This window comes from Rhodoferax sp. ZS1R8 (assembly GCF_056521325.1).
Genome location: NZ_JBWMBA010000009.1, coordinates 34589 through 58568 on the forward strand (window position 1 = coordinate 34589; position 23980 = coordinate 58568).

Below are 23980 nucleotides of genomic sequence, written 5' to 3' on the forward strand. Positions count from 1 at the left end.
GGTTTCACCGTTCTCTCAAAGCGCTGCACATCAGCGTCAAGATGCTAGTCCATAGGGTGCGCTTGAATGGTGAGCGTTTGCGTTGCATTGTTACAAAGTGATTCTTTGAATGCCATGTGATCAACGAACGGGCAGCAAGCGAAAGTTGTTCCTCTGTTGCGGTGGAGTATGCAATCTTCGTGAAGTGGATTTTGAACATGGCTAATTCGGTTTGAATTACGATGCCCATCCTGATGAAGCTATTCGCACCACTGCTTATCACTCTGGCCCTTGCATGTAGCTCCGCACGGGCTGAAAGCCAGCCCTTTGAAATACATGACCGGCTTGCAGACGTGCAAGCGTCCGATAAGCGCATCGCGCTGACATTGGACGCCTGTTCCGGAAAATTTGACGACGACCTTGTACAGTTTCTGATCCGCAATCACATTCCGACAACGATGTTTGTGACCAAGAAATGGTTGTTGGCCAATCCCAAAGCCGTTGCCATCATCAAGGACCACTTGGATTTGTTTGATGTGGAAGATCACGGTGAAAATCACATCCCCGCCGTCATAGGCACGGGCAAGAAGGTGTATGGCATCCCGGGCGAACCGGACGTTATCCATCTGCGCCGTGAGGTCTCGGAAGGAGCGCGGGCAATCACTGAGTTGATTGGCGTACCGCCGCATTGGTACCGCGGTGCAACAGCTGAATACGATACGCAGGCAGTCACCGAAATTGAAAAGTTGGGATACGGAATTGCCGGCTTTTCAGTGAACGCGGATTCCGGTGCCACACTCAAGCGCCTTGCAATTGAAAAAAGACTCAAGAACGTCAAGAGCGGCGATGTCATCATCGCGCACATGAATAAACCCGCATCTGATTCTGCTGAGGGATTGTCGGTCGGCATTACGCATTTGCTTAAGGAAGGGTTCACTTTCGTGCGCCTTGACCAGGTGTCGCTAAAAGTTATTCCGTGACACCTACTGGGGTCGCTAACCAGTAGCTGGCCCTCCTGAGAGTCTGGAAATCAGCGCCTTGGAATCGCATCGGCGACACACAGTCGGCTCGTTGTCCCTGGTGACACCGTAGACTGATCCAATTTTCCATTCTGTGTTTTGAAATCTGACATGCCACCTTCCAACGACCTTTTTCAACCATTTACGCTGAAGTCCTTGCACTTGCCCAACCGCATCGTGATGGCCCCGATGACGCGGTCGTTTTCCCCGGGTGGGGTGCCCAACGACGCCGTAGCGGAGTACTACCGCAAGCGTGCGGCATCCGCCGTTGGCTTGATCGTCTCGGAGGGCACAGTCGTTGAGCGCCCGGCCGCGTCCAATGATCCCAATGTTCCACACTTTTGGGGTGACGCCGCGCTGGCGGGCTGGCAAAAGGTTATCGACACCGTTCACGGTGTGGGTGGACTGATGGCACCACAGCTATGGCATGTGGGCGCCGTGCGCAACCGCCGCTCGGAATGGCAGCCGCCCCTGCCGTGGGATTCCCCATCGGGATATTCCTCACCGGGCAAACCGTTCTGCGAGCCCATGACGGACGAAGCCATCGCCGACACCATCGCCGCCTTTGCACGTGCCGCGGGTGCCGCCAAAAGACTGGGCTTTGATGCCATAGAGCTGCACGGTGCGCACGGGTATTTGATTGACCAATTCTTTTGGGAGGGCACCAATTTGCGCGCAGACCGATATGGCGGCAACGACCTCGTGCAGCGTGGCAGGTTCGCGGCCGACATCCTGAAAGCGGTACGCGCAGAGGTAGGCCCCGACTTCCCAGTGATCATTCGGCTGTCACAGTGGAAACAACAGGACTACACCGTGCAAATGGCAAAGACGCCTGATGAAATGGCGGCTTGGCTGAAGCCACTTGCGGATGCGGGCGCCGACATGTTCCATTGCTCCCAGCGCCGCTTCTGGGAACCTGAGTTTGCAGACTCTGACCTGAATTTCGCCGGCTGGGCCAAAAAACTAACCGGTATCCCGACAATCACAGTGGGTTCGGTGGGGCTGAGCGGTGAGTTTATTGCCGCGTTTGGAGGGGAGTCTTCCAAGCCGGCTTCGCTGGATGAACTCATGCGCCGTTTTGATCGCGGTGACTTCGATTTAGTGGCAGTTGGGCGCGCCTTGATCAGCGACCCTGACTGGGCCCTGAAGGTGCGGGAAGGACGTACGACTGAGCTTTCGGATTTTTCACCAGCGGCGTTGGCAAGCCTGATCTGATTTCGGGTGCGCGATAGGGCCGAGTCCAGCCAAGATTCGACGCGCCTGAATGACCGCGCAATTCCGGAATCGATAGCCAGTAATTTCCAGAAGATGCGCCGACCTCGCTCGCGGGGACGCTTGCGATATTCTTGCGAAATGAGTAAGGCCCACACAACGCAAGCCATTGATACCGTGTACCGCCGCGATGCGCGGCGTGTATTTGCCACGCTGGTGCGGCTCCTCGGGGACTTCGATCTTGCGGAAGAGGCACTGCACGAGGCCTTTCGCGCCGCGCTGGAGCAGTGGCCCGCGCACGGTGTGCCCGGCAATCCGTCAGCATGGTTGGTGTCTGCCGGGCGCTTCAAGGCCATTGACAATATCCGCAGGCAGGCGCGATTCACGTCCACCGAAACCATGGACCAAGCCGTGGAAGCGATCGCCGATGAAACGGTGCCCACAGACGAGTCTGCTGCACTGGAAGACGACTCGCTGCGCCTGATCTTCACCTGCTGTCACCCGGCGCTGGCACCTGATGCGCAAGTGGCACTCACGCTGCGCGAGGTCTGCGGCCTCACTACCGAGGAGATCGCCCGGGCCTACCTGACGCCCGCTCCCACGCTGGCGCAGCGCATTGTCCGCGCCAAGGCCAAAATCCGGGACGCCAGGATTCCGTACCATGTGCCCGAGGCCGATGAGCTCGCGGCGCGTATGCCCAGCGTGCTGCGGGTGCTCTACCTGGTGTTCAACGAGGGTTATTCCCCGTCGTCAGGTGCGCTGCTGACCCGGGCAGAACTGTCGCACGAGGCCATACGCCTGACGCGGTTGATTGCCGAGGTGTTGCCAGCTTCACCGTCAGCCGAAGTCCCAGGTCTGCTGGCGCTGATGTTGCTCCACGAATCGCGCCGCGCCGCGCGCACCGACAACGCAGGGAATTTGATACCCTTGGAGGAACAAGACCGCGCGCTCTGGCAGGCCAACCTGATTGCAGAGGGATGTGCACTGGTGGAGAAAGCCCTGCATATGCCCGGCATAGGTCCTTACGCTCTACAGGCCGCCATTTCTGCGGTGCATGCAGAAGCCGCGCGTGCCGACCAGACGGATTGGGGGCAGATTGTCGGCCTCTACGATGAACTGTTGCGCATGGAGCCCTCACCCGTTATTGCGCTTAACCGCGCGGTGGCTGTTGCGATGCACGACGGGTGTGAACAAGGTCTCGCGCTCGTCGATGAACTGCTCACGCTACCTGCCATGCAGGACTACCACTTGGCACACGCGGCGCGCGCCGATCTGTGCCGCCGGTTACATCGCTGGGACGAGGCACGTGCCTCCTACCAGGCGGCTCTGTCACTGGTGCAGCTTGCGCCCGAGCGCCGCTTCCTGGAGCGTCGGCTATCAGGGATCACCCATTGATTTCAAAAATATTTTCCATGGATGTCGAATTGCCCTTGGCCCGATCGACTAGTTTGTTTAAAACCTGCCGCACACCGGCACCCCCCAGAGGAACCACTCATGCAAATCACGGTTGAAACCCTTATCCATGCGCCGGTTGCCAAGGTCTGGAGCGCCTATACCACCCCGGCCGACATCATCCAGTGGAATGCGGCGTCCGACGACTGGCACACCACCCAATCCACCGTCGACCTGCGCGAGGGCGGCGCGTTCTCGTCCCGCATGGAGGCCAAGGACGGCAGTTTTGGATTTGATTTTGCAGGTACCTATACCAAAGTCGTGACTAACCAGCGCATCGAATACGCCTTCGGTGACCGGACCGGAACCGTCGAATTCATAGAAGGTGCCGATGGCGTCACCGTGCGTTCAACCTTCGATGCTGAGACGGAACACCCGGTAGAGCAGCAGCGCTTCGGCTGGCAATCCATACTGAACAAATTCGCCCAACACGTGGAGACATCCAAATGAACAAACCCTCTTTGAAAATTTTGTGGGCCGCACTGGCCCTGGCAGCAACCAGCGCGATGGCCGCACCGGTCAGCTATACGATAGACCCCACCCACACCTACCCCAGCTTCGAGGCCGACCACATGGGCATCTCAGTCTGGCGAGGCAAGATCAACAAGAACTCCGGCACGGTCGTCCTGGACAAGGCCGCCGCAATCGGCACCGTGGAGATCGATATCGACCTAGGCTCCATCGACTTCGGCCTGCCGGCGCTGAACACCTGGGCGACGGGCAAGGACTTTTTCAACGTGGAGAAGTCCCCCCGCGCCACCTACAAAGGCACATTGGACAAGTTTGTGAATGGCAGCCCGACGCAGCTGATCGGCGCGCTGACGCTCAATGGCCAGACGCACCCGGTCAACCTCAGCATCCACCGCTTCAAGTGTGTGCCGCATCCCATGCTCAAACGAGAGCTGTGTGGCGCAGACGCCAGCGGCAGTTTCAACCGTGACGCCTTTGGCCTGTCGGCCGGCAAGGACTATGGCTTCAACATGGACGTGGCGCTGCGCATCCAAGTCGAAGCGGTGGCCGCACCGTAAATCGAGGCCTCTATGAAATACCTCTGCCTGGTCTACCTCTCCAAGGAGAAGTGGAGCGCCTGCCCTGACGCCGTGTGTTTTGAGGCCGCGAAGGGCCTGCAGGCCAGCGGCCATCTGCTGGCCGCAGAACCCCTGCACCCGGTGGAAACCGCCACCACGCTGCGGGTGCGCAATGGCCAACTGTCCATGACCGATGGCCCTTTTGCCGAAACCAAGGAACAACTGGCCGGCTTCTACCTGCTGGAAGCCAATGACTTGAATGATGCGATTCGCCTGGCCACAAAAATCCCGCCGGTGCAACACGGCAGCATCGAAGTGCGGCCCATTCGGGAATTAGATGTCGCGGATTTTCAATCTTTCACGCCACCTGCCAACGAATTTTCTACCTGATTGATACAACCCAATACTAAGGAGATGAACATGCAATACATCGATGGATTTGTGGCCGCAGTGCCTACCGAGAACAAGGAAAAGTACATCCAGCACGCTACGCAGGCCGCGCCCCTCTTCAGGGAGTACGGCGCACTGAAGGTTGTGGAATGTTGGGGTGATGACGTACCGGATGGAAAGCTCACCTCTTTCCCCCTGGCAGTCAAGAAGGAAGAGAACGAAACCGTCGTGTTCTCCTGGGTCGTGTGGCCTTCGCGCGCAGTGCGCGACGCGGCATGGCCGAAACTCATGGCCGATCCGCGCATGACGTCGGAAGCCAACCCCATGCCCTTTGATGGAAAGCGCCTGATCTGGGGCGGCTTCCAGACGATTGTGGAACTGTGAGCTGCGAAGCGACACGCGTGAACAGAATCAAACCCTTGGAGAGACCCATGGACCCGGCAGCGAGGCCGGCGCTGATTCATCCATCCTTGCATGCAGGCAACTCCCATGACCAAACGCGAGTGGCAACTGGCCATACCTATCCTGATCAGCTTTGCACTGTGCCTGGCCGGCTTCATACACGGCCAGCGCCTGTCGAACCCGGACGACGGCATCACCGCGCTGCGGGTCTTCAAGGCTGAGCAGGGCGAGCGCGTCGCCGTTGTCGCCAACAAGGCGCTGCATCTGCTCGACGCGCAGGGCCGCCGCGTGGCGCGCCAGGACATCCAAACGCTGGGTCTGGCAGAAAGCCCCCACGACATGGACTGGACGGTGGACGAGCAGCAGCGCATGGAGGCCTGGTTCTTTGACGACACCACGGTGCCGCGCGTGCTGCGCTGCAGTTGGAGCAACGAGCAGTCGCAATTGGTAGATTGCCGTACTGCCATGGAGGGGCCGCAGCTCAAGGCCGATGCCCGCTCCCGCGCCGTGCACATGGCCGTGGACCGCCCAGGGCAGCGCGTGTTCATCGCCGATGCCAAAAGCGGCCGCGTGCAGTGGTTTGATCTGGACGGCAAGACCTTGGGCGGAACCGACGCGCAGGCCGTGCCCCTGTATTTTCCAAACCGGCTGCGCTACCTGGGCGACAACACGCTGGTGGTGGCCGACAACGACCACCGGCGCTTGGCTTGGCTGCGCGTCTCGCCCGGCCAACCTGCGCAACTGGATCGCACGCTGGGCTCGGCCGACCATGGCCAGGCCCGCAAAGGCCGTGGCAAGGTCACGGACGCGGCCTTCGGACCAGACGGCACGCTGTGGATGCTGGCGGTCAAGCAAGGCCAGAAAGATGGCGACGTGCTGGTGTTCGACGCGCGACAACGCCCCGTGGCGCGGGCTGCGCTGGCAGCGGATGCCGACCCCATCATCCTCGAGGCGCTGGGCAACAACACGGCACTGGCTGCCGACTACAGCCTGGTCAAACTGCACCACATCGACGCACAAGGGCGCGACCTGGGCGAATTTGGCGACGCCGACTTCCGCGGTGAACTCAAACCCCTGCAAGAACGGGCACAAGCTGGCGCGCTGTGGCAACGGGGTGCGATGGTCGCGGGTGGCGTGGTCATTGCGCTGGGTTTGTTGCTGGGCCTGCTCTTTGGCGAGAAGCCCAAGCGGCCCGGGCAGTTCGATAATCAGTCAAAGGCAGAACTGGCCGGGTTGAGCAAGGCCGATGCCACGCTACGGTATCCGATAGTGCTGCGGCAAACAGCATCGTACCGAAAGGCGGCACGCGTACAAGTGCTGGTATTGACTGTGGTGTTGGCTATACCGCTCGTGATAGCCGTCACCACCGTACCAACGCTCCTGCCCTGGCTCAGCCTGGGCGACCTGGAGAAAGCCCGCCAAAACTGGAAGTTTGCGCCCGTCGCATTGCTTGGCATCGCCGGCCCCTGTGTCTGCATTTGGTGGATGTGGCAAGAACTGTGGCGACCCGCAGAACTGCGCGTGACCGAAAGCCGGCTGGGTTGGATCAAAGACGGTGAAGTCGTGTGCGTCGCCCCGCTACGAGAGATCCATGCATCCACCAATGCTCTGCTGATGGGCTCCAGGCTCATTCGCTTTCGCATTCCGACTCGGCTCAGCAAGGCGGGCGAGCCTATGTTCGACATGGACCTCTTCAACCGCGCCGTGCTGGCGCGCCTGCCGCCCAACAACTTGGTCAGCGACCAGGCCCTGGCCTGGCAGGCCTTCAAAAACCGGCCGCTGTGGCAACGTGGGCTGCTGTGTGCCTTGATCGCCGTGGGCATACTGATCAACTTCTACATGGCGCCATGAAGCTCACATCCACAAACGGTAGGCCCAAAAACTCTCCTGCTGCTGTATACCTTTGCCCAGCGCCTCGGGCGTAAAGCCGGTGATGCGCCGCGTGGTGCGAATCATGTGGGATTGGTCGGAGTAACCGGTGTCCACCGCGATCTGCGCCCAGTCGAGCTTGCCCGTCGTCTGCGTGGCCAGCGCGGCGGTTGCCAAAAAGGCCTCTTCAGAGCGGCCCATGACGCGCAGTTCGCGCAGCGGCAAGCCAGACCACTGCTTGATGCGCCGCTCCAGCTGCCGCAGGCTACGCCCCGGCGCAGACACAGCCGCCCGCAGTGCCAGGTGGGCCACCCAGTCTGAATAGCGCTGTTGAACCAAGGGCTGGCTGGGCCGGCACCGTTGCCAGCGCGGCTCCAGAAAATCCTCCAGCACCTGCAGGCGCTGTGCATCGTCCGAAGCGTCTTGCACCTGCTGGCACATGGGCATCCAATCGGGTGGCAGCACGGTGCTGGCATCAAAAAAACGGTCTATCAGGTCGGGCACCTGCAGACCCGTCAAAGCGTGCAGAGCGTCCGGCATCATCAGGACCATCATGGAGTGCACAGGCCCCGGGCACCAACTGGCGACAGGCCGCGTTTGCGGTCCGCACAGCACCCACCGCCCAGGCATGGGCACCACCTCACCGAGATCGCCTTCCGCGGCAACAGCGGGAGGGCTGGACAAACAGTAACTGCTGCCACTGAACCACCAGCTCAGGCTGCACATCGGCGATGCCGGAAAGTGGTTCACCCGTTGCGCGTCGGTATGGTCTGCGCCCAGCGTGTTGCGCACCATGCTGGCACGCACACACGCCGTCAGCGATGCACGGGGCTGCCACAAGGTGCCGCTGGGCCATAGCGTGGGGTCGAATGCAATGGTGTTCGTGCTGGGGCTTGCCATGGCCGGCAGTGTAAGTGGCCAGCCATGTCGCAATCGTTCAATACGGCAGCACTGCCGGCGCCACACAATGCCCCACATGAACGCAGCCATCCACCCTACAGCCATCCCCTCCACTACTCGCCCATCCACCCCGCCCGGCCCCGTATCGCGCTGGTGGGGCCTGCCCCTGCTGTCTGCCATGCGGCGCGACTACTTGGGCTTTGTAACGCAGCTGCAGCGCAACCACGGTGACATCAGTACCATGCGCCTGGGCAACGAACACGCCTGGGACTTGATGTCGCCCGATCTGGTGCGCGAGGCATTGGTCACCCATGCCGATTCGCTGATCCGCTGGGAGCGTGGCATAGAAGTATTTACCCAGGTCTTCGGCCAAAGTGTGCTGGTCACCGAGGGCGCCACCTGGCAGCGCCAGCGCCGGATGCTGATGGCGGCGTTCACACCCAAGCAGGTGGCGGGCTATGCCGAGCTGATGACCACTGCCGCACAGCAGGCCTTCGACAAGCTGGTGCCCGACGACCAGCCCGGCGCGCTGGTGGCCATGGATGCGCTGTGGAGCCGGGTGGCCATGGATGTGATTTTGCGCACGCTGTTCAGCCGATCTGCGCAGCAGGATTCATTGGCCGCGATCGAGGCCACGCAGACCCTGTCCGCCACTGCCTTTCGCGAAATGTTTCGCCTGTTCACGCTGCCCGACTGGCTTCCGCTGCCCGGCAAGGCCGCCAAACGCCGGGCGCTGCGCAGCCTGCGCCAGCTGATACAGGGGCACATCACCGATCGGCAAGCCGCCATCGCCGCGCAACCCGACCAGCAAAACCAGCAGGATTTGCTGGGCCGCCTGCTGGCCCTGCGCGATGAGGCCACGGGGTCAGCCCTGTCGGACCAGGAAGTGTTTGACCAGTGCATGGTGAGCTTTCAGGCCGGCCACGAAACCTCGGCCACGGCCCTGCTGTGGTGGAGCCGGCTACTTGCCGAACACCCGGCCGTGGCCCAGCGCGCGCGGAACGAGGTGCGTGCCGTGGTGGGCAACGGCACGCCCGGTCCACAGCACATGGCGCAACTGCCCTGGCTGACCGCCACGCTGAAGGAGGCCATGCGCCTGTACCCGCCGGTGGCGGCCATCATGAGCCGGCGTACCACCGCACCCATCGTGCTGGATGGCTGGCACGTCCCCAAAGGCGCCATGCTGCGCATCACACCGTGGGTACTGCACCACGACGAACGCTGGTTTGCACAGCCCCATGCCTTCCGCCCAGAACGATTTCTGGACGGCGCGCCGCCCATACCCAAAGGTGCCTGGATGCCGTTTGGTGCCGGCCCGCGGGTCTGCCTGGGCCAGCATTTCGCTATGGTGGAAATGACGCTGTTGTCGGCCATGCTGTTGCAACGCTTTGCGCTAGCGTTGCCACCCGGCGCAGCACCCTGCGAACCTGAACTGCATGTGACCCTGCGCCCCAAGCAAGCCGTTATGCTGCAACTGACCCGCCTCATCCCAACCCATGCCCCTGCAGTACCTGATTTTTGACGCCAGCGACGACGGCGAAGGCCACGGCAGCTGGGAAGCCATGGCCAGCGTACGGGCGGCGCAGCTGCCGGCGCTGCAGGCCGAACTGCAGGCGGTGATGGCCTGGGCACAGAGCCACAGCCCGGGGCAACTTGGCCCAATGGACGAGGGTGGCGTGTGGGATGCAGATGTTCACACGCAGACGGATGGCGGCTGGACCACAGTGACGCTGACCCTCGTTGGGCCCTGGGCCTGGGGCGAAGAGCTGCTGGCCCAGCTCGCCGCCGATGGCGCACATTGATGGGCATTGAAAGAGTTCCATAAGCCAAGGCTTGTCGCTATAGTCCCTTGAACACCACGCAAGGAGACGCGGCCATGCAATTGTCAGACTTCAAAATTGCCAGCAAACTGGTGGCAGCATTTATTACTGTCAGCCTGCTGTGCGCGGCGTTGGGTGGTTTTGCGATCTACAACATGAAACAGATCGACGACGCCGACACATTGTTGTACGAACGCGAACTGATAGGCCTGTCGCTGTTCAAAGAGGCCAATGTGGAGCGACTCAAGGCCGTCGTCGCAATCCGAGATGCACTGCTGGCCACTGGCCTGGCCGACCGCACGGGCGCGCTCAAACGCGTGCAGGAGGGGCGCGACAAGAGCAACAGCCTGATCGAACAGGCGGCACCCTTTTTCACGTCCGCCGAAGGTAAACAGCAACTGAGCAAGCTGCGCGAAGCAGCCACGCAGGACAAGCAAGTCGTTGCAGCCCTGCTGACCAAGATGAAGGGCGTCGAGCTACAGGAGCCCAATGACCTTATGACCTTTTTGAAAGAACAGGTTGTACCTCCCAGCATCCAGCTGGGCAACACCATGTCGGGCCTCTCGCAGCTCAAGGAGCAAGAGGCCAAAGCCCTGGCCGAAGCCAATACCGCGCTCTACCACCACAGCCGCAACATAACGGCCCTGCTGGTACTGTTGAGTGTTGGTGCGGGTGTGGTGCTGGGGCTGCTTGTCAGCCGCCACGTCACGCGCCCGCTGAGTGTGGCAGCCGACAGCGCCCAGCGCATGGGCGAAGGCGACATGACGGTGGCGCTGCAGGTCGACGGCAAGGATGAAACCTCGCAACTGCTGATGGGCTTGGAAACCATGCGCCAACGCCTGCAGGGCATTGTGGCCGCCGTGCGTGGCAACGCCGAGCAAGTGTCCTCGGCCAGTGCCGAGATTGCGCAGGGCAACCACGACCTGAGCGCCCGCACCGAGCACCAGGCCAGTGCGCTGGAAGAAACCGCGGCGTCCATGGAAGAACTCAGCTCCACCGTGCAGCAAAACGCCGACAGTGCACGCCAGGCCAACCAGCTGGCGCTGAACGCATCCACGGTCGCCATGCAGGGCGGCAAGGTCGTCGACCAGGTTGTGGAGACGATGAAGGGCATCAACGAATCCAGCCGCAAGATTGCCGACATCATCAGTGTCATCGACGGTATCGCGTTTCAGACCAATATCCTGGCCCTGAACGCCGCGGTCGAGGCCGCGCGCGCGGGCGAGCAGGGCCGTGGATTTGCCGTTGTTGCGTCCGAAGTGCGGTCCCTGGCGGGGCGCAGCGCTGCGGCGGCGAAGGAAATCAAGGGCCTGATCGGCACCAGCGTGGAACGTGTCGCGCATGGCTCGGCGTTGGTGGACCAGGCCGGTGAGACGATGGCCGAGGTGGTCAGCAGCATCAAACGCGTGACCGACATCATGGGCGAGATCACCGCCGCCAGCCACGAGCAGGCCAGCGGTGTGGCACAGGTTTGAGAGGCGGTCAGCCAGATGGACCAGACGACGCAGCAGAATGCGGCGTTGGTGGAGCAGATGGCGGCTGCGGCGTCGAGCCTGAAGTCTCAGGCTAGTGATTTGGTGGAGACGGTGGCAGTGTTCAAGCTGGCGGCTTCTGCCGGTGTTGGTGGGGCGCCGGCGGGGGCGTTGCGGTTGGGGGATTCTGGGCGCTATTGAATTGGTAGCTGATTACGCACTCTGTATGAGGGCTGGAGGCTTGTTTGCTTCTTGGTGCTGGCTCCTTTCGCCTCAGGGTTGTTGCTTCCTCACTCCACCCCCTATCCCCCCCGCCCCTTTCCACCCTCGCCAGGGCGGAAAGGGGAGCCGAACAGCCATATTTGGCCGCGGTTTCTGAGGTGGGACGTACACGCTCAATAGCCAACCCCGAAGAGCGGACCGCTTGGTAGCTTGGATGTTCATCCCGACGGCCTTCCCGGGCAAGGCCGTGCGACACGGTGCGTTGTCAGCACAGTTGCTGGGCCCTAGTCTTTAGCCCCACCTGGTACGTGCCCCCTTAAAACCCGTATCCACATACGGCTGTTAAGGCTCCCTCTCTCGCCCGGCGGGGCGAGAGAGGGCGGGGGGAGAGAGTGGGGACAGTCTCAGAGAACAAAAGAACCCACTGCCACACGTACCAAAGCCCTAAACCCACAACGATCTCGCTACAAATTCAATAGCTGCTCATACCCTCTGCACAAGGGCTAGCGCCCGGTTAGCCTTCAAGCCATCTGCACCGGAACGGTGGAGCGCTCTTCCTTGACCCGGTTATCCGGGTTCACAAACACCAGCTTGGGCTCGAAACCCTTCACCTGGTCCTCATGCACCTGCGCAAAGGCCGCGATGATGACCAGATCGCCCACGGCGGCGCGCCGCGCCGCCGAGCCATTGACCGAGATGATGCGGCTGCCACGCTCGGCCCGAATAGCGTAAGTGATGAAACGCTCGCCGTTGTTGATGTTCCAGATGTGCACCTGCTCGTTCTCGCCAATGTTGGCGGCGTCCAGCAGATCTTCGTCGATGGCGCAGGAGCCTTCGTAATTCAGTTCGCAGTGGGTGACGCTGGCGCGGTGGATCTTGGATTTGAGCAGGGTTCTGAACATGGCTATTGGCGGGTAAAAACGTGGACTGGCGGCCAGATGTGTACCATCCAAGACCACCCCTTACAACGCCGCGTAGTGTATGGCACCGCATGGCGCGCTTTCTGAACCGATTACCTATGCAAAAGTCATTTGATTTCTCCGCCGCATCCTTGGAAAAGCTGGCTCAAGCCGACGTGGCCCGCGCGCTGGCCGAGGACGTGGGCGACGGCGACCTGACCGCCGGCCTGATTGACCCTACACGCCAGGCTAGAGCCCGCGTGCTGTGCCGCGAAAACGCCGTGGTCTGCGGCCAGGCCTGGGTGCAGGCGGCCATTCTGTCCCAAGACCCCAAGGCGCAGATCACCTGGTACGTGCAGGATGGCGGCCGCTGCGAGGCCAACCAGGTGGTGTTTGAGGTTCAGGGCAATGCCCAGGCCCTGCTGACGGCCGAACGCACGGCGCTGAACTTCTTGCAACTGCTCAGCGCCGTGGCGACCAAGACCGCAAAGTATGTGGCCGTGGTGGCCGGCACACGCGCCGCAATTGTGGACACGCGCAAGACGTTGCCCGGCCTGCGCCTGGCGCAAAAGTATGCAGTGCGCTGCGGTGGGGGCACCAACCACCGCGTGGGCCTGTACGACGCCATCCTGATCAAAGAGAACCACATCGCCGCAGCCGGTGGCATACCCCAGGTGCTGCAGCAGGCCGACAAGATCGCCGCCGAGGCCAGCTTTGTCGAGATCGAAGTGGAAACGTTGGCGCAACTCAGCGAAGCGCTGGACGCCGGTGCCCGCATGGTGCTGCTGGACAACATGAGCCTGCCCACCTTGCATGAAGCGGTGCGCATCAACGCCGGCCGCGCGATTCTAGAAATATCCGGCGGCGTCACACTGGACGGCCTGCGCGCGCTGGCCGAGACGGGCGTCGACCGCATCTCCATTGGCACGCTGACCAAGGACGTACAGGCGACCGATTACTCCATGCGTTTTGATACCTTTGCCGGAGCCCAATGATGCAGACCGCCACCATCACCGTTGACTACGAACAACCCGACACCAGCACCGCCGGTGAGGCCGGCGTCTGCAGCACCCGCCACGCCTGGGCCCGCGTCCCGGTGGAGCCCACGCAGACCGAACGCGCCGCACTGAAAGACAAGGTGCGCCGCCTGCTGAAGGAAAAGAATGCGGTCATGGTGTCGCACTATTACGTGCACCCCGACCTGCAGGACCTGGCCGAAGAGACTGGCGGCATCGTCAGCGACTCGCTGGAGATGGCCCGCTTTGGCCGCGACCATGCGGCGCAGACGCTGGTGGTGTCCGGCGTGAAATTCATGGGGGAGACTGCCAAGATTCTGTCGCCCGAAAAGCGCGTGCTGATGCCCGACCTGGACGCCACCTGTTCGCTGGACCTGGGCTGCCCCGTCGATGAATTCAGCGCCTTCTGCGACGCCCACCCCGACCGCACAGTGGTGGTCTATGCCAACACCAGCGCGGCGGTGAAGGCACGGTCCGACTGGCTGGTCACCTCCAGCTGCGCGCTGGACATCGTGCGCGCACTCAAAGACCAGGGCCAAAAGATCCTGTGGGCGCCCGACCGGCATCTGGGCGGCTACATCCAGCGCGAAACCGGCGCGGACATGGTGTTCTGGAACGGCGCCTGCATCGTGCACGATGAGTTCAAGGCCTTTGAGCTGGAAGCCCTGAAAAAGGAGCACCCCAAGGCCAAGGTGCTGGTGCATCCCGAATCCCCCGCCGACGTGGTGGCGCTCGCCGACGCCGTAGGGTCTACCAGCGCCATCCTCAAGGCAGCGCGCGACAGGGACGCCACCGAATTCATCGTCGCCACCGACAACGGCATGATGCACAAGCTGCGCACGCTAAACCCCGGCAAGGTTTTTTACGAGGCCCCCACCGCCGGCAACAGCGCCACTTGCAAGAGCTGCGCGCATTGCCCGTGGATGGCCATGAACGGCTTGGCAGGTCTGGCCCATGTGCTGGAACACGGCACCAATGAAATACACGTAGACCCGGCTCTGGGTTTACTGGCGCGCCGCCCGATTGATCGGATGCTGGCGTTTACCGCCGCGCTCAAGTCAGGCCACACTCTCGGTGTGTTGATTCCGGGCATCGGTGCAGCCTGATAAGCAGCTTACTATTGACGACATCATGAGGGCGCAGGGATACGGCGGCACAGCGCGCCGAGCTGCGGAAAGGTAGCAATTGCTTTGACAGACGCAGATAGCCAGGACCGCTTTTTTTTCTCAATAGCCCGCCAACACATCGTGGACGCGGACAAGTCCATCGTTGGGTATGAGCTATTCAACCGCACCCAGGGTGAGCGCAATCACACGCTGGCCAGCGATATCTCACTGGTGCTGAATGTTGTCTCGCAAAGCGGCGTCCACCTCATGGATAGCCAGGCGGATCTCTTCATTAACGCCACACACGACAGCCTGACCGGCGCCCACTGGGATTTTTTGGTGCCCCAGCGCACGATCATTGAAGTACCGCCGGTTGCGGGGCATACACCCGCCAACATCGAAGAAGCCCGATTCAAGCTACAAGCCTTGCGCAAGCGCGGTTTTCGCTTGGCATTCAACCACACGGTGGTGGCACCGGTCTACAAGACCTGGCAGGAGATTGCCGACTTTGTCAAAGTGAATGTGGGTGCCGTCGAACCGAGCAAGATGAAGGCGCTGTTGGACGCCATTCACAGCCGCACGGGCGCGATGGCAATTGCCGAGAAAGTGGAGAGCGCGGCGCAGTTTGATGTGCTCCGAGGCATTGGCTTTCACTTCTTTCAGGGGTACTGGTTCTCGCGCCCTGAGGTATTCAAAAGCCAGACGGTAAACCCAAGCCAGGCCAGTGCGGCCATCCTGTTCAACAAGCTGCGTGGCGATGCGGAACTGGAAGATATTGAAGTCACCATCAAACGCGACGCCACGATGGGCTACAACCTGCTGCGGCTCATCAATTCAGCGGGCTTGGGTCTGCGCACCAAGATCACATCCATACGCCAGGCGGTCATGATGCTTGGTAACGACCGCCTGCAGCGCTGGGCAGCCCTGTTGATGACTGCGGGCGTAGACGGCAAGCCAAGCCTGACCGGCAACATGGCAGTGGTGCGCGCCAAGATGATGGAGCAACTGGCCGCAGGCAACTTCTCTGCGGAGGAACAGGAAGAAGCCTTCCTGATCGGGTTGTTTTCGCTGCTGGACCGTATGCTGGGTTGCCCCATGGCAGAAGCCCTGAGTTTGCTTAAGTTGGACACGCCGATTACCGAGCCCCTGTTGAAAGGCACCGGCAAGTACATGGACCTTTTGGCCATGGCAATTGCATGCGAGATGGACGACGCCGTTGTGTTTGCAGAGGCTGCGCAGCGCCTGGATGTGTCCTACCGCGATGTCAATGTGGCCCATATGGAAGCCATCATCTGGGCAGAGGCCGTTTACCAGGAATAGTCGCGATATTTGTTGCAGGCTGGTAACCGTTGGCATGCTGTACAGCGTGTTTAGCTGCTAAGGTGTGCCCCCATGATGACGCCCACACCGCTCGACGCATTCACCCGCCGCACCGCCAGTCAGGTGCTCTACCAAATCTTCCCCGAGCGGTTTGCTATAGGCGGTGGCCTCAGCAGTGCCGATAAGCTGGCCAGCCCCGCCTACGACCTGCCGGACGCCCAAAAGCGCGACTGGAACGACGGCACCCTGCAGCAACCCTGGGCCCACCAATTTTTTGGCGGCGATCTGGACGGCATCGCCGACAAGCTGGACTACCTGAGCGATCTGGGTGTAACCGGCGTCTACCTGACACCCATCTTTGCATCCCCCAGCAACCACAAATACGACGCCACCGATTTTTTCCAGATAGACCCTATGTTTGGCGGTGAGGCCGCGCTCAAGCGCCTGACCGATGCACTGCACGCCCGCGGCATGGGCCTGACACTGGACGCGGTGTTGAACCATGTGTCGGACCGGCACCCCTGGTTTCTGGCAGCGCAGGCTGGTGATGCGTCCAAGCGCGACTGGTTTACCTGGCAAGCAGACGGCAGTTACCAGTGCTGGCAAGACTTCACCAGCATGCCCGAGTTGAACCTGGCCAACCCCGCGGTGCGTGACGTGCTGTACCGCAAGCCCGACAGCATGGTCCAGCACTGGCTAGCCCAGGGCGTGGACAACTGGCGCTTTGACGTGGCGCAGGACGTGGGCATACCGGTAGCGCAAGAGATGCGCAGTGTGGTCGGCGCGCGTTTCCCAAATGCCGGTTTGCTGGGCGAGTTGAACGGTTTTTCGGGCGCCTGGTTCCAGGCCGGTGGCGGTTACCAAGGCATGATGAACTACTGGTACCGCACGGCCACCCTGGCCTGGCTGGCTGGCAACATCGACGCGGTGCAAATGAACCACGCACTGCGCGACGCCCGAGCCGACTACGGCTTGCCCGGCCTGCTGTGCTCGTGGAACATGCTGTCCAGCCACGACACGCCGCGCTTGATCACCACCGTGGGCAGTGCCGAGAAAGCGCGCCTGGCCATGCTGATGCAGTTCACGATGCCTGGCGTGCCGCTGGTCTACTACGGCGAAGAAATTGGCATGGAAGGCGGCGCCGACCCCGATTGCCGCCGCCCCATGCGCTGGAACGAATCCGATTGGAACCCCACGCAGCGCGATTGGGTCAAGCGCCTGATCACCATGCGCAAAGCCAACGCAGCCTTGCAGTACGGCGATGTCAACGTGCTGGGTGATCGCCTCTCCAACAGCAATGCACTGGTCTTCTTGCGCCACACGGATGTGCCCGGCGAAGCAGCATTAGTGGTCATCAACCTGAGCGACCAACCGCTGGATGCCTTGCTGTTGCTGCCCTACTCGCACTGGTATGACGGTGTGCCACTGCACGACGCGCTGGGCACCGCGCCCGATACAAAGGTGCAGGCCGCCAGCATTCGGTTGAATATTGCACCGCACAGCGGCGCGGTCTACCAGGCTGCGGAGCCTTACAAGCATTACCGTTTCTTCAAACCCCGCAACCGGGTTTAACTACCCCTCGATCCCCGTGTCTGAAGTTTTGCTTGCCGTCGTTGACGCGCTCTACATCTACCCCGTCAAGGCCTGCGCCGGGCAGCGCGTGCAGAGCCTGCGGTTTTCTGACCAAGGCCCCATCGTGGGGGACCGGGAATGGGTCATTGTCAACAGTGAGCAAGAGGTCGTGTGGCAGGGATCGCATCCACGGCTTGCGCTGGTCCGCACGCACACGTCGCCGGGGCTGTTGCACTTGACAGGCCCAGAGGGGCAGGCCCTGACGGTACCCAATCCGCCAACCTCCGGCGCATGCCAGGTAAAGATCTGGAACGGCAGCCTGCAACAGGACGAAACTTTTGACGGCACGGATGCCGGTGACGCCGCCGCCGCGCTGCTGCAGCAGATTACCGGCGCGCCTTTGCGATTGGTACGCCTGGACACTGCAGCCTGGGTGCGTGCCACGGTCAACCATTGCCACATCGCGTCTGCCGCTTCGCTGGCAGAACTGAACGCCGCGCAGGCCCACATAGGGCAACCCAGTGCCGAAATCGAAAGGTTTCGGCCCAACATCGTTTTGGCAGAGGGACCGTCGGCGTTGGCCCCGTTTGTCGAAGAATACTGCACCGACCTGCACTGGCGGGACGGGGATCGCTTGGCCCAATTGGCGGTGGCAAAGGAGCCGTGCATACGCTGCATCGTGCCAAATGTGAACCCAACGACCGCAGCAACGGGTGCCCAACCGCTGGAGACCGTCACCCGGCTCAGTGCCGAGCGCTACCCCGGCAGGCCGGTTTACTTTGGCATCTATGCCAACGCACGGCAAGCAGCGACGTTGCGGGAAGGCGTTTCATTGGAGTTGGTGCTGAATTTCTAGCCGTGGCTGCACGCCGCCAAAGTGCTCTAATGCAGTCATATGGATGGAGTTGGCGCCATGACTGACGAAGACAAGAACCCGAATCCGGTATCGCGCAACGACGACCGCCATAGCCATATCGGCATACGCCTGCAGTACCGCAGCCATGCCGACGACAAATGGGAATATTTGGAGGCGCTGGAATGGAACGCAGTAGGTTTCAATTTCTACCACCCGGACGCCCTACCAAGCTCTGAACTCGAACTGCGACGTGGCCTCACCCGCTTCACCGGCACCACCGTCTGGCAATCAATCAACACCACCGACGATGCGGTACTGGCCACGGTCGTGAACCGCCTGTTGTATACGAAAGCCAAGGGTGTTGCGAACAACCCGCAACTGCACATGCGCCTAATCAAGCTGCTGCGCGTGCCGGGCATGGCGGCCGAGAAGCTGAAGGTGTTGGCATCTTTGGGGGAAACCTTGAGCGACAGCCAACTCGCCGACAAGGTGGCCCAGCGCAAAATTGAGCATCCCATGTACCACTATGGAGTCAGGGTGCAGTCTCACGCCTGGAGCAGCATTGTTGAAAGTGCTCTCAGCGTGTCTTCCGTACTGGCGTCGCTGGACAAATGGTCCGGGGCTTTGGGCGGCAAGCCGTAGTTACTCACCCGACGTAGAAAATTACCGCGTCACCGCGCGCTGCCGCAGCGGCAAAGAACTGCATCAGCTCCCGGATCATCTGCTCCAGCCACTGTGTGTCTTCACACCACACGTTCGCCCAGTACAAATCCTTGTAGCGCTCCTGCTCATCCACAAAATGCCGGACAAGGGCTGAGGCATCGCGCTTCTGCAGTTGCGCATGCGCCTCCACCACTTGGCTGGGCGTAAGGTAGAGGCACATCTCGCCAAGGTCAGCACCCTCTAGCGGCTGGCCGTCCACCGCCTCGGGCAGCAGCGTCTGCACCACGTCCCAGGCTTGTTCGACCGTCTGCTGGCCCGTGGGGCCACCGGCATCGGCAGGCGTTTCGCTGTATGCGTACAGGTTCGCCGGATCGATAAGGATCTGGCGCAGGCGATAACCGCCCACCGAAACAAAGCAGCCGCCCATGCTCATACCATGCTCTCCGTTGCTCTGCCGCTACTGCGCTGGCAGGTATTCACTGGGAATCGCAGCCAGGTTGGTGCGTGCCTGCACGGTCTTGGCATGCGCGGGGCCCAGCGCCTTGGTGTACGTCGCCACCAGGCGCGTGGCCATTTTTGCTGCCTGCGCATAGTCGCCCCGTGCAAAATAAACCCCACCCAGGTTGTGCTCGGACTGCGCGATGTCCAGCAATTCATCAGGTGCGCAGACCTGCTTGAGGTGCAGGGCGCGCTCATGGTGCTGCTGTGCTGCGGCCAGGTTGCCCAGTTTCTCGGCCATGACGCCCAGGTCATTGTGGCTGGTGGCGGCGGCGCGTGAGATGCCCTTGCAGGCGCGCTCCTGCACTGCCAGCGCCTGCTGGTACAGCGCGCGGGAACGGTCCCAGGCTTGTCTATCCATCAGCGTCGACGCGTAGTTGTTCAGCAAGTCGGTGTGCAGCTTGGCATCCATGTCGGAAACCTTGGCTGCCATGGCCAGCGCTTTCTCAAAGGCCAACTCTGCCTCCATGGGTTTGCCCGTCTTGCCGTACAGGTTGGCCAGGTTGTTCAGTACCCGGACGGACTCGGTGGTCGCCTGGCCCGGAGGCTGCGCGGCCTGCAGTTTCCTGTAGAGCCGCTCGGCGGCGGCGTGGTCGCCCATATCGGCGCAGACCAGGGCCAGGTTGTTAATGGAAGCTGCCATGCCTTCATCCGTAGGCTTCAGCCCCAACTGCTTGCCCATGGCCACGCCTTCTTCTGCGTAGGTCCGGGCACGGGGGTAGTCACCCAGCAGGCGGCAGACCTCGCCCATATTGCCGAGGTATACGGATAACACTTCGTCAGGGCGGTTCTTGACCGCTGCCCTCAAGGCGGCTAGCGCCAGCGTTCCGTGGCGGTCGGCGCCGCGCATGTCGCCCATGCCAAAAGCTGCCTTGAAGTCTGCGTGGTGTTTGTTGTAGTTGCCTACTGCGACTGCATCAAGCGGTGCGTCACTATCGTCGTCGGATTCTGCGGCCTCTGCACCCAGGCCATTAGCCTGCTGCAAATACTTGTTCATGAAGAGAAGGTCACCCAGAATCCACAGCAGGTTCGCGGTGAACAGCCACGGTGACACCCTGCTCCCGATGAGGGTCAGCGCGAGCTGGCCGCCCCCGGCAGCTGTCCGGCCCAAATAAAAATTGTGCCCCCCAAGCAGGCCCGTGACCAGCGCCAGAACGTAAGCGATGGGCGCACTCTTGCGTGTTTCAGCCATGCTGTCTCTCCCCTTTCCGTGTGCTAAAACTTTAGCATGGCGTGCGTCACAGTTTTCCGCCGAAGCTGCCATCAGCAAGAATTTTCTTAAATTTAGGCGCCGAGCAACTTGTCGTGCGGGGGCCGACCAAGATTTTCAATAGCTTTTCAAGCGGTATACAAAAAATTTACATCCGGCGAATCTAATTCAGTGCATGAAATCAACAGCTCAAGCAAAAAACTGCACAAGCCTCGCGCTGGCAATCGTTGTGTTATTCGGAGCCACTGGCACCCGAGCGGCCGACACGTTTGACCCGACATCAAACCTGTTGACCATGCCGTCCATTTCACTAGGTGATATGACCTATACGAATGTCTCTGCTATTCTGAGCGCCTACACCCTGCTGGGTATGGATAGCGGCCCACCGGTAGCCGATAACTTTGAGCCCGAGAATAGTGTTCTGACTTTGGGTGCAGTTTTGTACCAAGGCAATACGTACAAAAATGTACGTGTGGGAGTGAATGGCTATACGCTGATATCTGCGACCAATGGTATAAGCGCGAATCAACGGATTGCCGCTGCTACCGCCACAGCACAGAGCCGTACCAACCATTGTGCAGAGATCGCGCCGTTCTATTGGGAGATTGGAGACAAGAAAGGTGGCCGGGCTTCTGGATCGGTCAGCAGTGCCAATGGCACCACGGTCTACTCCGCCAGCAGCATGATGAGCATCGCATCGGCGTCCAAGTGGTTGTACGGTGCCTATGTGGCACAACGGCGCGGTGGACTACTCAGTGATAGTGATATCAAGTTTTTGACTTTCCGCAGCGGTTACACCAATTTTTCGACCTGCGTGCCAGGCCAAACCGTAGAAAGCTGCGCATCCTATCTCGCCAATGGCGTGCACTCCAACAAAACAGACAACCTGTTTTTTTACAACGGTGGACATATGCAAAACCATGCCGACCGGATCGGCTTGGGACCATTGAACAATGCGAGTCTTGCCGCAGAGGTACGTTCGCAAATCGGAACGGACATTGGGATTTACTATTCGCAACCGCAGACCGCGGGAGGTGTAGTAACCACCCCCAGCGACTACGCAGTCTTCCTACGAAAGCTGATCACTGGCAATCTTGCGATGGCGGGTTTGCTGGGCACCAACGCGGTGTGCACCAACCCTGCAACTTGCCCTGCGGGTCAGGCTATCAGCACGCCGGTCCCCACCAGTGAAAGCTGGCATTACTCTATTGGGCACTGGGTAGAAGACGATCCGGTGGTTGGAGATGGCGCATTCAGCAGCCCAGGAGCTTTTGGCTTCTATCCCTGGATTGACGCGAGCCGCAGCCACTATGGAATCGTCGCCCGTCAGGTAGACGGGGGCTGGTATGGCTCGGCCCAGTGCGGTCGGCAAATCCGCAAAGCCTGGGTGACGGCGTTGGCCCAGACCTGAGCGGGCCAAGCTATGTCGATCGCACGGTAACTTTCTGCGCCGCGGCGCGGGCCCGCGCCAACGCATTGGCACCGCGTGCGAGCGCAACCGCCATGCGCCGGTAGGGACGAGTGGTAGGTTTGCCAAAAATGCGCACGTCCACACCGGGTTCGCTCAGCGCGTCCTCGATGCCTGTGTACGTGGGGTTGCTGCCATCGGCCGTGGCCAGCACGACCGCACTGGCGCCCTCGGTCGATTCGATCAGCGGAATGGGCAGCCCCAGCACGGCGCGCGCATGCAGGTCAAATTCGCTGAGGTTTTGGCTGATCAGGGTGACCATGCCGGTGTCGTGCGGGCGCGGGCTGAGTTCGCTGAAGATGACCTCGTCCCGTGTCACAAAGAACTCCACACCAAACAGGCCGGCACCGCCCAGATCGGTGGTGACCTTTTCCGCCATCTGCTGCGCGGTCTTCAGGTGTTCAGGCCGCATGGCCTGGGGTTGCCAACTGTACTGGTAGTCACCGCGCTCCTGCACGTGGCCAATCGGGTCGCAAAACAGCGTCTGGCCGTTGCGCTGTCGAATGGTCAGCAGCGTGATTTCGAATTCAAAGTGGATGAACTCCTCAACGATGACTTTGTGCCGGTCGCCGCGCATGCCCTGGCAGGCATAGTCCCAGCTGTGGGCAATATCCGCTGCTGTGCGGGCCACGCTTTGCCCTTTGCCCGATGAACTCATGACCGGCTTGATCACCACCGGAAAGCCGATGGTTTGCGCCTGGCTTAACAAGTCTGCGGCGGACTCCGCATAACTAAACTTGGCAGTGCGCACGCCAAGGCCCACGGCCACATCGCGGATGCGGTCGCGGTTCATCGTCAGGTTGGCGGCGCGTGCACTGGGAATAACCTCAAAGCCCTGCTGCTCCACCTCCAACAACACCTCAGTGCGTATCGCCTCGATCTCGGGCACGATCAGGTCGGGTTTTTCGCTCAGGATGCACGCACGCAAAGCCGCTTCGTCGAGCATGCTGAACACACGGAATTCATCGGCCACCTGCATGGCTGGCGCGCCGGCATAGCTGTCGCAGGCGATGACATGGCAGCCTAGGCGCTTGAGGCTGATGACGAATTCTTTGCCGAGTTCGCCGGATCCGAGCAGGAGGACTTTTTTCATAGGGGGAGTTGAGTGGTTTGAAGATGGAAATGTGGCAATTGTTCCATGGCCGGGCTGGGGTGGCGTCAACGGTCCTATACCAATGGGAGATGCGGATTTTCAATGCTGCGGTTGCTATGAAATTTGGAGCGATAGGCGCCCGTTTCACGAGGGCTAGCGACTGGTTTTGCCAAAGCGTTTCGCGAGACATAGTATGCGAGCACCGCGCGCAAGGCGGGCGGCGTGGCTTGCGTTCTCCGGCTCGCGTCGCGGGCTACCGGGCTTGTCCGCCACCATCACTGCGTCAATCCTGCTTCTGTACGCTTGCTCAGTGGCAACCGCAAGTGCGGCCTACGCCCGCAAACCCCACTACTCGCCTTGAGGGGTGGGTTTGATGGCGCTGCGAAAAGTCGGGTTAAGTTTAGGTTTGTAGGATGCCCACCCGTGCTGGCATGCCGATGTTGCCACGAACTTTTACCAAGGGTGGGCGTCGTACAAAGCTCGGAGGAGGAAACCGCGGCGAGTGCCAATACCG

At 61.1% G+C, this 23980-nt stretch carries 24 protein-coding genes; 19 read left to right on the plus strand and 5 right to left on the minus strand.

The features are described 5' to 3' along the window. The first annotated feature begins 233 nt into the window (after nt 1–233). From AC097P_RS22690 to AC097P_RS22725, 8 genes are all read left to right on the plus strand, one after another. Nucleotides 234–959 carry a polysaccharide deacetylase family protein gene (locus tag AC097P_RS22690; protein ID WP_479612709.1) on the plus strand — a complete coding sequence of 242 codons (726 nt, stop codon included), beginning with the start codon at nt 234–236 and terminating at the stop codon, nt 957–959. A gap of 150 nt (nt 960–1109) precedes the next feature. Next, the gene (locus AC097P_RS22695) at nt 1110–2213 is read left to right on the plus strand and encodes an NADH:flavin oxidoreductase (protein ID WP_479612710.1); all 1104 of its coding nucleotides are present in this window, start codon (nt 1110–1112) and stop codon (nt 2211–2213) included. 138 nt (nt 2214–2351) lie between these two features. Further along, a complete protein-coding gene (locus tag AC097P_RS22700) occupies nt 2352–3605 on the plus strand; it encodes an RNA polymerase sigma factor (protein WP_479612711.1) in 1254 nt (417 codons plus the stop codon). Nucleotides 3606–3704: 99 nt separating this feature from the next. Further along, nucleotides 3705–4112 carry an SRPBCC family protein gene (locus AC097P_RS22705; RefSeq protein WP_479612712.1) on the plus strand — a complete coding sequence of 136 codons (408 nt, stop codon included), beginning with the start codon at nt 3705–3707 and terminating at the stop codon, nt 4110–4112. After that, on the plus strand, nt 4109–4690 hold the full coding sequence (locus AC097P_RS22710) for a YceI family protein (RefSeq protein WP_479612713.1): 582 nt from the start codon (nt 4109–4111) through the stop codon (nt 4688–4690). The genes AC097P_RS22705 and AC097P_RS22710 overlap by 4 nt, the downstream gene beginning before the upstream one ends. A gap of 12 nt (nt 4691–4702) precedes the next feature. Then, nucleotides 4703–5080, plus strand: coding sequence for a YciI family protein (locus AC097P_RS22715; protein ID WP_479612714.1), 378 nt, complete (start codon nt 4703–4705; stop codon nt 5078–5080). 30 nt (nt 5081–5110) lie between these two features. Beyond that, on the plus strand, nt 5111–5464 hold the full coding sequence (locus AC097P_RS22720; protein WP_479612715.1) for a DUF1428 domain-containing protein: 354 nt from the start codon (nt 5111–5113) through the stop codon (nt 5462–5464). A 105-nt stretch (nt 5465–5569) separates the two neighbouring features. Then, nucleotides 5570–7333, plus strand: coding sequence for an NHL repeat-containing protein (locus AC097P_RS22725; RefSeq protein ID WP_479612716.1), 1764 nt, complete (start codon nt 5570–5572; stop codon nt 7331–7333). 3 nt (nt 7334–7336) lie between these two features. Here AC097P_RS22725 and AC097P_RS22730 read toward each other — a convergent pair whose 3' ends face one another. Beyond that, nucleotides 7337–8251 (minus strand): helix-turn-helix domain-containing protein, encoded by a 915-nt coding sequence (locus tag AC097P_RS22730; RefSeq protein ID WP_479612717.1) that lies wholly within the window; start codon nt 8249–8251, stop codon nt 7337–7339. A 67-nt stretch (nt 8252–8318) separates the two neighbouring features. Between AC097P_RS22730 and AC097P_RS22735 the strand changes: the two genes are divergently transcribed. The 4 genes from AC097P_RS22735 (at nt 8319) to AC097P_RS22750 (ending at nt 11744) form a co-directional block, all read left to right on the plus strand. Beyond that, nucleotides 8319–9773, plus strand: a complete 1455-nt coding sequence (locus tag AC097P_RS22735) for a cytochrome P450 (RefSeq protein ID WP_479612718.1) — start codon at nt 8319–8321, stop codon at nt 9771–9773. Then, the gene (locus tag AC097P_RS22740) at nt 9748–10053 is read left to right on the plus strand and encodes a hypothetical protein (protein ID WP_479612719.1); all 306 of its coding nucleotides are present in this window, start codon (nt 9748–9750) and stop codon (nt 10051–10053) included. Before AC097P_RS22735 ends, AC097P_RS22740 begins: the two co-directional genes overlap by 26 nt. 74 nt (nt 10054–10127) lie before the next feature. Next, on the plus strand, nt 10128–11546 hold the full coding sequence (locus AC097P_RS22745; protein ID WP_479612720.1) for a methyl-accepting chemotaxis protein: 1419 nt from the start codon (nt 10128–10130) through the stop codon (nt 11544–11546). A 15-nt stretch (nt 11547–11561) separates the two neighbouring features. Continuing rightward, entirely contained in the window at nt 11562–11744 is a 183-nt protein-coding gene (locus tag AC097P_RS22750) for a hypothetical protein (RefSeq protein ID WP_479612721.1), read from the plus strand. Nucleotides 11745–12286: 542 nt separating this feature from the next. Here AC097P_RS22750 and panD read toward each other — a convergent pair. After that, a complete protein-coding gene (gene panD, locus AC097P_RS22755; RefSeq protein ID WP_479612722.1) occupies nt 12287–12667 on the minus strand; it encodes an aspartate 1-decarboxylase in 381 nt (126 codons plus the stop codon). A 116-nt stretch (nt 12668–12783) separates the two neighbouring features. Between panD and nadC the strand changes: the two genes are divergently transcribed. The 6 genes from nadC to AC097P_RS22785 all read left to right on the plus strand — a co-directional run bounded on the left by nadC (nt 12784) and on the right by AC097P_RS22785 (nt 19176). Then, nucleotides 12784–13659 (plus strand): carboxylating nicotinate-nucleotide diphosphorylase, encoded by an 876-nt coding sequence (nadC, locus tag AC097P_RS22760; RefSeq protein ID WP_479612723.1) that lies wholly within the window; start codon nt 12784–12786, stop codon nt 13657–13659. Next, nucleotides 13656–14786: a quinolinate synthase NadA gene (gene nadA, locus AC097P_RS22765; RefSeq protein WP_479612724.1), complete on the plus strand. Its 1131-nt coding sequence runs from the start codon at nt 13656–13658 to the stop codon at nt 14784–14786. Before nadC ends, nadA begins: the two co-directional genes overlap by 4 nt. A gap of 84 nt (nt 14787–14870) precedes the next feature. After that, entirely contained in the window at nt 14871–16106 is a 1236-nt protein-coding gene (locus AC097P_RS22770) for an EAL and HDOD domain-containing protein (protein WP_479612725.1), read from the plus strand. Between the two features lie 72 nt (nt 16107–16178). Then, on the plus strand, nt 16179–17678 hold the full coding sequence (locus AC097P_RS22775; RefSeq protein WP_479612726.1) for a glycoside hydrolase family 13 protein: 1500 nt from the start codon (nt 16179–16181) through the stop codon (nt 17676–17678). A 16-nt stretch (nt 17679–17694) separates the two neighbouring features. Further along, the gene (locus tag AC097P_RS22780) at nt 17695–18534 is read left to right on the plus strand and encodes an MOSC domain-containing protein (protein WP_479612727.1); all 840 of its coding nucleotides are present in this window, start codon (nt 17695–17697) and stop codon (nt 18532–18534) included. Nucleotides 18535–18591: 57 nt separating this feature from the next. Continuing rightward, nucleotides 18592–19176, plus strand: coding sequence for a hypothetical protein (locus AC097P_RS22785; RefSeq protein ID WP_479612728.1), 585 nt, complete (start codon nt 18592–18594; stop codon nt 19174–19176). 4 nt (nt 19177–19180) lie between these two features. Here AC097P_RS22785 and AC097P_RS22790 read toward each other — a convergent pair whose 3' ends face one another. Both AC097P_RS22790 and AC097P_RS22795 read right to left on the minus strand, forming a co-directional pair. Continuing rightward, nucleotides 19181–19630 (minus strand): DUF1877 family protein, encoded by a 450-nt coding sequence (locus AC097P_RS22790; protein ID WP_479612729.1) that lies wholly within the window; start codon nt 19628–19630, stop codon nt 19181–19183. Between the two features lie 24 nt (nt 19631–19654). Then, nucleotides 19655–20887 (minus strand): tetratricopeptide repeat protein, encoded by a 1233-nt coding sequence (locus AC097P_RS22795; RefSeq protein WP_479612730.1) that lies wholly within the window; start codon nt 20885–20887, stop codon nt 19655–19657. Nucleotides 20888–21224: 337 nt separating this feature from the next. Between AC097P_RS22795 and AC097P_RS22800 the strand changes: the two genes are divergently transcribed. Beyond that, nucleotides 21225–22316, plus strand: a complete 1092-nt coding sequence (locus AC097P_RS22800) for a hypothetical protein (protein ID WP_479612731.1) — start codon at nt 21225–21227, stop codon at nt 22314–22316. Nucleotides 22317–22326: 10 nt separating this feature from the next. Here the strand turns inward: AC097P_RS22800 and purT are convergent, their stop codons facing one another. Next, entirely contained in the window at nt 22327–23466 is a 1140-nt protein-coding gene (purT, locus tag AC097P_RS22805; RefSeq protein ID WP_479612732.1) for a formate-dependent phosphoribosylglycinamide formyltransferase, read from the minus strand. Between the last annotated feature and the right edge of the window lie 514 nt (nt 23467–23980).